At 68.8% G+C, this 12146-nt stretch carries 8 protein-coding genes and 1 pseudogene; 4 read left to right on the forward strand and 5 right to left on the reverse strand.

Going from position 1 to position 12146, the window contains the following annotated elements; all coding sequences use genetic code 11:
* Window positions 1-2 precede the first annotated feature (2 nt).
* Both glgX and glgB read right to left on the reverse strand, forming a co-directional pair.
* The gene (gene glgX / locus QM701_RS17170) at window positions 3-1991 is read right to left on the reverse strand and encodes a glycogen debranching protein GlgX (protein WP_415168227.1); all 1989 of its coding nucleotides are present in this window, start codon (window positions 1989-1991) and stop codon (window positions 3-5) included.
* The gene (gene glgB, locus QM701_RS17175; RefSeq protein WP_415168228.1) at window positions 1988-3169 is read right to left on the reverse strand and encodes a 1,4-alpha-glucan branching enzyme; all 1182 of its coding nucleotides are present in this window, start codon (window positions 3167-3169) and stop codon (window positions 1988-1990) included. The genes glgX and glgB overlap by 4 nt, the downstream gene beginning before the upstream one ends.
* A 31-nt stretch (window positions 3170-3200) precedes the next feature.
* Here glgB and QM701_RS17180 point away from each other — a divergent pair, with 31 nt between their 5' ends.
* Entirely contained in the window at window positions 3201-3500 is a 300-nt protein-coding gene (locus QM701_RS17180; protein WP_415168229.1) for a hypothetical protein, read from the forward strand.
* A 111-nt stretch (window positions 3501-3611) separates the two neighbouring features.
* Here the strand turns inward: QM701_RS17180 and QM701_RS17185 are convergent.
* Window positions 3612-4187, reverse strand: a pseudogene (locus tag QM701_RS17185) (GlgB N-terminal domain-containing protein); the annotation flags it as partial.
* 1 nt (window position 4188) lies between these two features.
* Window positions 4189-6645, reverse strand: coding sequence for a glycogen/starch/alpha-glucan phosphorylase (locus tag QM701_RS17190; protein WP_415168230.1), 2457 nt, complete (start codon window positions 6643-6645; stop codon window positions 4189-4191).
* A gap of 296 nt (window positions 6646-6941) precedes the next feature.
* Here QM701_RS17190 and QM701_RS17195 point away from each other — a divergent pair, with 296 nt between their 5' ends.
* Window positions 6942-9131: a SulP family inorganic anion transporter gene (locus QM701_RS17195; RefSeq protein WP_415168231.1), complete on the forward strand. Its 2190-nt coding sequence runs from the start codon at window positions 6942-6944 to the stop codon at window positions 9129-9131.
* Window positions 9132-9227: 96 nt separating this feature from the next.
* Here the strand turns inward: QM701_RS17195 and QM701_RS17200 are convergent, their stop codons facing one another.
* Window positions 9228-9779 carry a thioredoxin family protein gene (locus tag QM701_RS17200; protein WP_415168232.1) on the reverse strand — a complete coding sequence of 184 codons (552 nt, stop codon included), beginning with the start codon at window positions 9777-9779 and terminating at the stop codon, window positions 9228-9230.
* 89 nt (window positions 9780-9868) lie between these two features.
* Here QM701_RS17200 and QM701_RS17205 point away from each other — a divergent pair, with 89 nt between their 5' ends.
* Both QM701_RS17205 and pap read left to right on the forward strand, forming a co-directional pair.
* Window positions 9869-10645 (forward strand): 16S rRNA (uracil(1498)-N(3))-methyltransferase, encoded by a 777-nt coding sequence (locus tag QM701_RS17205; RefSeq protein ID WP_415168233.1) that lies wholly within the window; start codon window positions 9869-9871, stop codon window positions 10643-10645.
* On the forward strand, window positions 10638-12146 hold the full coding sequence (gene pap, locus QM701_RS17210) for a polyphosphate:AMP phosphotransferase (RefSeq protein WP_415168234.1): 1509 nt from the start codon (window positions 10638-10640) through the stop codon (window positions 12144-12146). The genes QM701_RS17205 and pap overlap by 8 nt, the downstream gene beginning before the upstream one ends.

The following is a 12146-nucleotide window of genomic DNA, read 5'->3' on the forward strand; positions in this document are numbered from 1 at the left end:
TTTCAGGCGGGTTTCTGGTCTTGGGCGAGCAGCAGGACGGAGCGTCCTGCCAGGGAACAGGCGGAATCATGGGTGCGGGCGGCGAATGGCGCGTCGTCGCCGCTGTCGCAGAGCTGCCGCCACGCGCCGGGCGGCAGGCGGAACGCGGCCGGGTTGGCGTGCCGGTTGAAGAGGGCGAGCAGCGCCGGTTCGTCCGGCGCCGCGGGCGCCAGGAGCATGCCGAGCGTTCCTCCCGGCGCGGCGTGCCAGTCCTCACCCTGCATTTCGCGTCCGTCGGGGTGCCACCAGACCACGTCGCGCCGGCCGTTCGCGTCCGCGTTGCCGGTCAGCCACGCCGTGCGGCGGAACTGCCCGAGCTGCCGCCGCAGGCTGATCAGGCCGGCGGTGAAGCCGGCCAGCTGCCCGTCGGCGTTCGTCCAGTCCAGCCAGGTCAGCGCGTTGTCCTGGCAGTAGGCGTTGTTGTTGCCCGCCTGCGTGCGCCCCAGTTCGTCGCCGCCCTGCAGCATCGGCACGCCCTGCGCGACGAACAGCGTGGCCAGCAGCGCGCGCTGCAGGCGGCGCCGGCATTCGATGACGCCGTGGTCGCTGCTGTCGCCTTCGGCGCCGCAGTTGCAGGACAGGTTGTGCCCGTGGCCGTCGTGGTTCTGCTCGCCGTTCGCCTCGTTGTGCTTGTCGCGGTAGCTGACGAGGTCGCGCAGGGTGAAGCCGTCGTGCGCGGTGATGAAGTTGACGCCGGCGGACGGGGCGCGCCCGGCGTGGCGGAATATCTCGCTCGATCCGGCCAGGCGCTGCGCCAGCGCGCCGGTGCCGGCCTCGCCGGTCAGCCAGAAGGCGCGGACGTCGTCCCGGAAGCGGTCGTTCCATTCGCGCCAGCCGGGCGGGAAGCGGCCGAGGCGGTAGCCGTCGGGGCCGAGGTCCCAGGGTTCGGCGATCAGCTTGACGCGGGACAGCAGCGGGTCCTGCGCAATCGCCGCCAGGAAGGCGCTGCCGCGGGTGAGCGACGCGGCGAGGTCGAAGCGGAAGCCGTCAACGTGCATCTCGCCGGCCCAGTAGCGCAGGGAGTCCATGACCAGCTGCAGCACGCGCGGGTGCGCGAGGTTGAAGGTGTTGCCGCAGCCGCTGTAGTTCTCGTAGCGATCCGGATCGTCCCGGCTCATCAGGTAGTACGCGGCGTTGTCGATGCCGCGGAAGGAAACCGTCGGGCCGGAGGCATTGGTCTCCGCCGTGTGGTTGTACACCACGTCGAGGATGACTTCGATTCCGGCGGCATGCAGCGTGCGCACCATCGCACGGAATTCGTCCAGCGGCGATTGCCAGCCGGCCCGCGCGGCGTAGAGCGGCTCCAGGGCGAAGAACGACAGCGTGTTGTAGCCCCAGTAGTTGCGCAATCCGTGCCGCAGCAGGCGCTGCTCGTCGAGGAAGGCATGCACCGGCAGCAGCTTGACGGCGGTGATGCCGAGGCGCCGGAAATGATCGAGCATGGCCGGCGCGGCCAAGCCGGCGTAGGTGCCGCGCAGCGCTTCGGGCACTTCGGGATGGCGTTGCGTCGCGCCCTTCACGTGGACTTCGTAGAAGACCGACTCCTCCCAGGGCGTGTCGGGCGGCGCGTCGCCGCCCCAGTCGAAGGCCGGATCGACGACGCGGGCGCGCAATCCCCGCTCGGGAGGAACGTCCCGGTCATAGGAAAAGACGCCGGCCAGTTCCCTGGCGTACGGATCGACGAGCAGGCGCTGCGGATCGAAGCGGTGTCCCGGCCCGGCCGGGCCGTGCACGCGGTAGGCGTAGCACAGGCCGGGCGCGGCGCCGGGCAGGTAGCCGTGCCAGACCTGGTCCGTGCAGCGCGGCAGCGGCAGCGAACGCAGCCGGTCGCCGTCCCAGAGGCAGAGCTCGACGCGCTCGGCGTGCGCCGAGAACAGCGCGAAGTTCACGCCCGCGCCGTCCCAGTGCGCTCCCAGCGGCCGCGGGCGCCCGGCCAGCAGGGATGTCGTCATGCCGGGTTTTCCCATTCCAGGAAGAGCGTGGCGAGCGGCGGCAGGGTCATGGAAATCGACCACGGCCGGCCGTGCGCAGGGATCTCGTCCGCGTCGACCGCGCCGAATGCGTTGCCCACGTCGCTGCCGCCGTAATGGCGCGAATCGGTGTTCAGGCGCTCGCGGTAAGTGCCCGGGCCGGGCACGCCGATGCGGTAGCCGTGGCGCACCACCGGCGTGAAGTTGCAGACGCAGAGCATCGGCCGCGCGGCGTCCCGGCCGCGGCGCAGGAAGGCGATGACCGAGTTGTCCGTGTCGTTGGCCGAGATCCATTCGAAGCCGCCGGGCTCGAAGTCGATCTCGTACAGCGCCGGCGTCGCGCGGTAGAGCCGGTTCAGGTCGCGGATCAGCGCCTGCATGCCGGCATGCGGCGGAAAGTCGAGCAGGTTCCAGTCGAGCGCGGCGGCGTCGTTCCACTCGTTCCACTGGGCGAACTCGCCGCCCATGAACAGCAGCTTCTTGCCCGGATGCGCCCACATGAAGCCGTACAGCGCGCGCAGGTTGGCGAATTTCTGCCAGTAGTCGCCCGGCATCTTGTTGATCAGCGAGCCCTTGCCATGCACGACCTCGTCATGCGACAGCGGCAGCACGAAGTTTTCGCTGAAAGCGTAGAGCAGGCCGAAGGTCAGCTGGTGGTGGTGAAAGCGGCGGTGGATCGGGTCGTGCTGCATGTATTCGAGCACGTCGTGCATCCAGCCCATGTTCCACTTGAAATGGAAGCCCAGGCCGCCCATCGTCGGCGGCCGGGTGACCGCGGGCCACGCCGTGGATTCCTCGGCGTAGGTGGCGGCGCCGGGGCATTCCTGGCCGAGGATTTCGTTGACGCGGCGCAGGAAATGCACGGCTTCGAGGTTCTCGCGGCCGCCGAAGACGTTGGGAATCCATTCCCCCTGCTTGCGGCTGTAGTCGCGGTAGAGCATCGAGGCCACGGCGTCGACGCGCAGGCCGTTGACGCCGTAGCGTTCGATCCAGAACAGGGCGTTGCCGACAAGGTAGTTGAACACCTCGCGCCGGCCGAAGTTGTAGATCAGCGTGCCCCAGTCCTGGTGCTTGCCCTCGCGCGGGTCGGCGTGCTCGTACAGGCAATCGCCGTCGAAGCGGCCGAGGCCGTGTTCGTCGGTCGGGAAATGCGCGGGCACCCAGGTCGACGATGATTTCGAGTCCGGCGCGGTGGCAGGCCGCGACGAAATCGCGGAAGCCTTCGGGCGGGCCGAAGCGCGCGGTCGGCGCGTACAGGCCGAGCGGCTGGTAGCCCCAGGAGCCGTCGAACGGATGCTCCGAGACCGGCAGCAGTTCCAGGTGCGTGAAGCCGAGGTCGGCGGCGTAGGGAATCAGGGTTTCGGCGAGGCGCCCCCAGTCGAGGAAACCGCCGTCCTCGCCGCGCCGCCAGGAACCGAGATGGACTTCGTAGATGGCGATCGGCGCATCCAGCCGGCTGCCCGCGCCGATGGCCTGGCGTTTTCCGGTTGATGGCAGGGCGTGGACGACCGAGGCGGTCAACGGGCGCAGTTCGGCGGCGAAGCCGTAGGGGTCGGCCTTGAGCGGCAGCACCCGGCCGTCCCGGGCGCGGATTTCGTACTTGTAGCAGGCGCCGTTGGCGACGCCGGGGATGAACAGCTCCCAGATGCCGCATTCGCGGCGCAGGCGCATCGGGTGGCGGCGGCCGTCCCAGTCGTTGAAGTCGCCGACCACGCTGACGCGCTGCGCGTCCGGCGCCCAGACGGCGAAGGTCGCGCCCGGCACGCCGTCGATCTCGCACGGATGCGCGCCCAGGCGCTCGAACGGCCGCAGGTGCGAGCCCTCGGCCAGCAGCCAGGCGTCGAGGTCGCCGAGGATCGCCGGGAAGGCGTAGGGATCGGCCACTTCCTGCGTGCCGCCGGGCCAGACGACTTTCAGCCGGTACTTGAACGGCCGGGCGCCCGCCGGCAGCGCGGTTTCGAAGAAGCCGGACGGTCCCCCGAGCGCGTCGATCTGGCGCTGGGGCAGCTCCATCACCTCGGCGCCGCTCGCCGCGTCGAGCGCGAACACGGCGTTGGCGCCCGGCTGCAGGGTGCGCAGCCACAGGCGCCCCTTGGCGTCCTCGCGCATGCCGAGCACCGCGAACGGATCGCCGTGCTCGGCCCGGCACAAGGCCAGGACTTCCGCTTTTTTCAGCATGTCAGACCCGCTTCAGCGAAGCACCGAGGTTCCAGGTGTCGATGGCATATTCCCGGATGGTCCGGTCGGACGAGAACGGCCCCATGCCCGCCACGTTGAGGATGGCCTTGCGCTGCCATTCGGACGGCGTCCTGAACAGGGCATCGACGCGCCCCTGCGCCTCGATGTAGTCGGCGTAGTCGGCCAGCAGCAGGTAATGGTCGCCGTAGTTGACCAGGCTGTTGAACAGGTCGTGGTAGCGCCGGCGGTCCTGCGGGGAGAAGAAGCCGCCGTCGATCTTGTTCAGCGTTTCGTTGAGCAGCGGGGTGTTCTGGTAGATCGCGCGCGGGTCGTAGCCGGAGCGCCGCAGGGCCTCGACCTGCTGCGCGCTGTTGCCGAAGATGAAGATGTTCTCGGCGCCGACGTTGTCGCGGATTTCGATGTTGGCGCCGTCCTCGGTGCCGATGGTCAGCGCGCCGTTGAGCGCGAACTTCATGTTGCCGGTGCCCGAGGCTTCGGTGCCGGCGGTGGAAATCTGCTCGGAGAGGTCGGCCGCGGGCATGATCAGTTCGGCGATCGACACCCCGTAGTTGGGCACGAACACCACCTTCAGCCGGTCCTGCACGCGCGGATCGCTGTTGATCACGCTGGCCACGTCGTTGATCAGGTGGATGATCTGCTTGGCCATGTGGTACGACGAGGCGGCCTTGCCGGCGAAGATCACGCAGCGCGGCGCGGCGTCGTTGGCCAGCCCGTGCAGGATGGCGTTGTAGCGGGTGACCACGTGCAGGACGTTGAGCAGCTGCCGCTTGTACTCGTGGATGCGCTTGACCTGCACGTCGAACAGGCTGTCCGGGTTGAGCACGATGCCGGTTTCCCGGCGGATGTAGTCGGCCAGCCGGATCTTGTTGCTGCGCTTGGCCGCGGCGAAATCCGCGCGGAAGCCTTCATCGCCGGCCAGCGGGCGCAGCTCCTGCAGGCGTCCGAGATCGAGGCGCCAGTCCTTGCCGATGCTTCTGTCGAGCAGCGCGGCCAGGCCCGGATTGGCCTGCGCCAGCCAGCGGCGCGGCGTGACGCCGTTGGTCTTGTTGTGGAAGCGCTGCGGGTAGAGCTTGGCGAAGCCGGCGAAGATCGTCTTGACCATCAGGTCGGAGTGCAACTGCGAGACGCCGTTGACGCGATGGCTGCCGACGATGGACAGGTGCGCCATGCGCACCCGCTTGTTTTCCTCGCTGCCGTCGCCCTCGTCGATCAGCGAGACGCTGCGGATCAGGTCGATGTCGCCGGGGAAGCGCCGCTCCACCTCGGCCAGGAAGTCCTGGTTGATGCGGTAGATGATGCGCATGTGGCGCGGCAGGAGCGACTGGATCAGGCTGACCGGCCAGGTTTCCAATGCTTCCGGCATCAGCGTGTGGTTGGTGTACGAGAAGATGCGCTGGCATTGCTGCCAGGCCGCCGTCCAGAGCATGCCGTACTCGTCGCAGAGCAGGCGCATCAGCTCGGCCACGGCGATGGCCGGGTGCGTGTCGTTGAGGTGGATGGCGATCTGGTCGGCCAGGTTGTTGAGGTGGCTGTGCTCCTCCAGGTGGTGGAAGATGATGTCCTGCAGCGACGCGGAGACGAAGAAATACTCCTGCCGCAGGCGCAGTTCGCGGCCGGCCGGCGTGCTGTCGTTCGGGTACAGCACCCAGGAGATGTTCTCGAACCGGTTCTTGAATTCGGCCGCCCGCGCGTAGTCGCCGGAATTGAAGGCGTTGAGGTCGATCTGCGCCGGCGCGCCCGCCTTCCACAGGCGCAGCGTGCTCACCCGCCCGGTGCCGTGGCCGGGAATCACGTAGTCGAAGGCGCGCGCCTCGACGGCCTCGGCGGCGTTCCATTCGGCCCATTCGCCGTGGTGCTCGGCGGTGCCGCCGAAGCGCACCGGGAACACCGTGCCCGGCCGCGGGAATTCCCACGGCGTGCCGTTGACCAGCCAGGAATCCGGGTGCTCGACCTGCCCGCCGTTGACGATCGACTGCGCGAACATGCCGTACTCATAGCGCATGCCGTAGCCCCAGGACGGCAGTTCCAGCGTCGCCATCGAATCCAGGAAACAGGCGGCCAGGCGGCCCAGGCCGCCGTTGCCGAGGGCGGCGTCCGGTTCGCATTCGATGACCTCGGTCAGGCTCGGACCGCCGGCGTCGGCGAACGCGGCGGCGGCCTTCTCGTGCAGTCCGAGCGCGGACAGGGCGTTGTCCAGCGTGCGCCCGATCAGGAATTCCATGGACATGTAATAGATGCGGCGCGTCTTTTTCCGGCGGTCCTCCACCTGCGTGTTCACCCAGCGGCTCGCCAGCTGTTCGCGCGCGGCGATGGCCAGCGCCTTGTAGATTTCCTTGGTGTTCGCGGTGGCCGGTTCGGCGGCGACGGCGTGCAGCAGTCGCTCGTCGACCTCGGCGCGGAACTCGGCGCCGGCAACTTCGTTCTTTGAGTCAGCCATGGGTTTCTTCTCCTGTCGTGTAACGGTTATGGCTTGGGCAGGTCGTGCCCGGATGTCGTGGTATGGCACCGGGCACGGATGAAGGACTGTACGGTTACCTGTAAAGTTCGGCGGATTCGGGCGCCGCGGGAACCTCGGCGAAGGCCTCCGGTCGCGGCGGAGAAATGCGCCAATCATTCCGAGAGGCCGATTATAAGCGGCTTTGCACGGCGGGGCGTTAAGCTTATGCTGGCCGAACGGTAAAGTTTCGGAGACTGTTGTACGGGAGGATCATGCGTCAGTTTTCTGGGACCTGGATGCACCATTCCAGTGATTTCTGGGGCGGCCTGGCGGCGATGATGGTGGCTTTGCCCGCGGCGATCGCCTTCGGGGTCACCGTCTTTTCCGCCATCGAGCCGCAGTACGCGGCGTTCGGCGCGTTGAGCGGCGTGCTGGGCGCGATGGCGCTGGGGCTGGTGGCGCCGATGTTCGGCGGTACGGACCGGCTGATCAGCGCGCCGTGCGCCCCGGCGGCGGCCGTGCTCTCGGCCTTCGCGATCGAGATGACGCAGCAGGGCGTCGACCCCGACGGCATCGTGCTGATGATGACGGTATTGGGCCTGCTGACCGGCCTGCTGCAGATCATGATCGGCTTTCTCGGCTTCGGCCGGCTGATCAAGTACGTGCCGTATCCGGTGGTCTGCGGCTACCTGAGCGGGGTGGGGCTGATCATCGTCGGCAGCCAGCTGCCCCGCTTCGCCGGCGCGCCGGCCGGCACCGCCTGGCTGGAGGTGCTGACCCGGCCGCAGCAGTGGGACTGGCGGGGTCTGGTGATCGGCGCCGTGACGGTGCTGGTGATGCTCGTCTCCCGGCGCTTCGTCAAGGCGGTGCCGGCCACGATCACCGGCATCGCCGCGGGCCTGCTGGCCTTCGCCGCGATCGCGGCCGGCGAGCCGGCGCTGTTCGCGCTGGAGGACAACCCGCTGGTGATCGGCCGGCTGCACGCGCCCGGAACGGGCTACATCGGCCTGCTCGCCGATCACTGGAACCAGATCGGCATGCTCCAGCTGGCGCAGGTCGGCGGGCTGGTCGGCAACGCGCTGACCCTGGCCGCGCTGCTGTCGATCGACACCCTGAAGACCTGCGTGGTGCTCGACCAGATGACCCGCACCCGCCACGATTCGGACCGCGAGCTGGTGGCCCAAGGGCTGGCCAACGTGGTCTCGTCGGGCATCGGCGGCATGCCCGGCGCCGGCACGGTGGGCGCCAGCCTGGTCAACCTGGAGAGCGGCGCCCGCACCCGGGTTTCGGGCATCGTCGAGGGCCTCCTGACGGTGGCCGCGGCGCTGGCGTTCGGCGCCTTCATCGCCTGGCTGCCGGTGGCCGCCCTGAGCGGCGTGCTGATCGTCGTCGGCCTGCGCATGATCGACACGGATTCCCTGCGCTTCCTTGAATCGACGTCGACACTGATCGATTTCCTGGTGGTGCTGGCGGTCGTCGGCGTGGCACTGACGGTGGGGCTGATCGCCGCCGCCGCGGTCGGCGTGGTGCTGTCGGTGATGCTCTTCCTGCGCGAACAGGTCGGCGGCGTGGTGCTGCGGCGCAAGAGCTTCGTCGGCGAACGGTCGTCGACCTGGTACCGGCCCGAGCACGAGATGCGCATCCTCGAAGCGCGCGGGCGGTCGGCGGTGATCTTCGAGCTGCAGGGCAGCCTGTTCTTCGGTACCGCGCAGCAGCTGTACCGCACGCTGGAGCCGGAGCTGGCGGCGACCGCCTACATGATCCTGGACCTGCAGCGGGTGCAGTCGGTCAACGTGACCGCGGCGCACACCCTGAAGCTGGCGCGCGCCGCGCTGGCCGAGCGCGGGGTGCCGCTGATCCTGTGCTCGGTGCGCGAACGCCTACCGAACGGGCGCAACCTGCGCGAATTCCTGGAGCTCTCCGGGCTCGACGCGGACGGCGAGACGGTCATCTACCTGCCCACCCTGCAGGCGGCGATCGAATGGGTCGAGGCGAAAATCCTGGCGCAGGGCGCGGTGGCCGAGCGCGAGGACCGGCCGCCGCTGGAACTGCACGAGATCGAACTGTTCCGGGGCAGCAAGCCCGAGACGCTGACCGATCTCGAAGCCTGCCTGGAGAAGCGCTCCTGGAAGGCCGGCGAGACGATCTTCGCGCGCGGCGAGCCGGGGGACGAGCTGTTCCTCCTGCGCCAGGGGCAGGTCAAGGTGATGGGCTACATCGGGCGGGGCCTGGCGCTCAAGCACATCGCCACCTACGGCCGCGGCGACTTCGTGGGCGGACTGTCCTTCCTCGACCGGCGCCCGCGCAGCAACGACGCCATCGCCATCACCGACTGCGAGATGTACGTGCTGTCGAAGGAGAAGTTCGATTACCTCGCCGAGGAGCACAAGCGCATCGCCTTCGTCCTGATCTCCAAGCTGGCGCGCATGCTGGCCATCCGCCTGCGCCACACCAACGAAGAGCTGGCGATCCTGCAGGACAACTGAGCGCCAGCCGGGGAAACACCGATGGCCGGGGTCCGGTTCGTCGGTTTTCCTGGATTCCGGCTTGCGCCGGAATGACGAATGCGGGCTATTCGGCGCCTAAACCCGCCACTTGATCGAGCAGCCGATGCTCGCCACCTGCTCGCGCGGGCCCTCGCCCGTGGCGGCGATCAGGCGCATGGCCTCGACCAGCTCGCGCCGCGTGGCCGGCGTGGCGGGGTTGCGGCCGCTGGAATCGAGGCGGCCGCGATACTGCAGTTCCAGGCCGCGGTTGAAGCCGAAGAAGTCGGGCGTGCAGGCGGCGCCGTAGGCGCGGGCGACGTCCTGCGTCGCGTCGAACAGGTAGGGGAAGGTGAAGCCGTGCTGCCGGGCGAGGCGCCGCATGTTCTCGTATGAATCGTCCGGGTAGGCGAGGGTGTCGTTGCTCATGATCGCGGCCGCGCCGAAGCCGAGTTGTTGCACTTCCGCAACGTCGCGGCAGAGGCGGTCGATCACCGACATGACGTAGGGACAGTGGTTGCAGATGAACATCAGCAGCACGCCGGACGGACCCTGCAGGGAGGCGGGCGTCCAGGGCTTGCCGTCGGTGTCGGGCAGCTGGAAAGCGGGGGCTTTCCAGCCGAAGTCGCATACGGGGGGACTGGCCGCCATGGCACTCTCTTTCTTCGCGCTGCGTTCCGGGTGAAGCCGGGCCGAATCGCGCGTCGTTCGCCCCGGTCGTTGCTTCTATAATATCAGCCATGAATTCCCCCCGTTTCCACAGTCCCTTCCCCCTTGCCGCGGGCGCGCGCGTCGAGCTGGCGGAGAGCGCCGCCCGGCATGCCGTGCGGGTCCTGCGGCTGAACGCCGGCGACGCCCTCACCCTGTTCGACGGCCGGGGTGGCGAATATGCGTGCCGTATGCATTCATGCGGCCGCGATACGGCCGTCGCCGAGGTGCTGGAGTGGCGCGACGTCGAGCGGGAGTCGCCGCTGGCGCTGACGCTGGTGCAGGCGCTGCAGGCCGGCGAAAAGATGGATCTGACCGTGCAGAAGGCGGTCGAGCTCGGTGCCGCGCGCATCGCGCCGGTCGTCTCGCGGCGCAGCGTCGTCCGCCTGGAAGGCGAACGGGCGCGCAAGCGGGTGGCCCACTGGCGCGCCGTGGCGGTGTCGGCCTGCGAGCAGTGCGGCCGCAACCGCGTGCCGGAGGTCGACGAACTGGCGGACCTGCGGCACTGGCTGGCGCGGCCGCCGGCCGGCGCCGGGGCGCTGCGCCTGATCTTCGATCCCGACGCCACCTTTACGCTCGACGCGCTGCCCCGACCGGGGGCGGCGGCCGGCGTCGAACTGCTGATCGGCGCCGAGGGCGGGCTGGCGCCGGAGGAGACCGAACTCGCGCTGCTCGCCGGTTTCGTCGCCGTGCGGCTGGGGCCGCGCGTGCTGCGCACCGAGACGGCGGGGATGGCCGCGCTGGCGGCGATCCAGAGCCTGTGGGGAGATTTCGGGGGAGGTCCCGGAGGAGGGACGGAGCATGTTTGAATCGGCGGAGCTGGGGCACCGGATCGACAAGGAGACCTTCCGCGGCGAAGTGCCGAAGCTGCGCGAGGCCCTGCTCGACGCGCAGTTCGACCTGCGCGAGAAGGGCGCCTTCCCGGTGGTCATCCTGATCAGCGGGGTTGACGGCGCGGGCAAGAGCGAGACGATCAACGTGCTCTACGAGTGGATGGACCCGCGCTTCCTGTCCACGCTGGCGTTTTCCACGCCGTCCGACGAGGAGCGCGAGCGGCCGTACATGTGGCGCTTCTGGCGCGCGCTGCCGCCGAAAGGGCGGATCGGCATTTTCTCCGGCTCCTGGTATTCCAGCCCGATCGCCGAGCGGATCGCCGGCGATCTGGCGAAAGGCGATCTCGACCAGCGCATGGACGAGATCAACCGCTTCGAGGCGATGCTGGTGAACGAAGGCGCGCTGGTGCTCAAATTCTGGTTCCACCTGTCGCGCGAAGGGCAGAAGCAGCGGCTCAAGGCGCTGGAGAAGGACCCGCGCAACGCCTGGCGGGTGACCAGGGAAAGCTGGGCGCGCCTGAAAACCTACGGCAAGCTGCAGGAGGTGGCGAGCCACGTGCTGCGCGTGACCAACACGCCGTGGGCGCCGTGGATCGTGGTCGAGGGGACCGACGACCGCTACCGCTCGCTGACCGTCGGCAAGGTGATTCTCGACGCGCTGCAGAGCCGGCTGGCCGACGCGCGCGACCAGAACTACCCGGTGGCGCCGCCGATCGCGCCCAAGATCGACCGCCTCGACGTACTCACGGCGCTCGACCTTTCGCTCAGGCTGGAGAAGAAGGCGTACGAGGCGCAGCTCGCCAAGTGGCAGGGGCGCCTGTCCGAACTGGTGCGCCATCCGGGATTCGGGAAGCGTTCGCTGATCCTGGCCTTTGAAGGTTCCGACGCGGCGGGCAAGGGTGGCGGCATCCGGCGCGTCACCGCGGCGCTCGACGCCCGGCAGTACCAGATCGTGCCGGTGGCCGCGCCGACCGAGGAGGAGCGGGCGCAGCCCTACCTGTGGCGCTTCTGGCGGCACGTGCCGCGCAACGGCCGGGTGGCCATCTTCGACCGCACGTGGTACGGCCGCGTGCTGGTCGAGCGCGTCGAGGGCTTCTGCGCCGAGGCGGACTGGCTGCGCGCCTATGCCGAAATCAACGACTTCGAGCACGAGCTGGTGGCGAACGGGGCGATCCTGGTCAAGTTCTGGCTGCACATCAGCGACAAGGAGCAGCTGAAGCGCTTCAAGGAGCGCGAGAAGATCGCCTTCAAGCGCTTCAAGATCACCGACGAGGACTGGCGCAACCGGGAAAAGCGCGGCGCCTACCATGCCGCCGTCTGCGACATGGTCGACCGGACGAGCACGGGGAAGGCGCCGTGGACCCTGGTCGAGGCCGACGACAAAGCCTACGCGCGGGTGAAGATTCTGCGCACGATCTGCGAACGCCTGGAACGGGCGCTCGAATCCGACAACCCCAAGAAAAGAAGGACTGAATAA

Origin of the sequence: Propionivibrio sp., from assembly GCF_047602565.1 — a bacterium.
GTDB lineage: Bacteria > Pseudomonadota > Gammaproteobacteria > Burkholderiales > Rhodocyclaceae > Propionivibrio.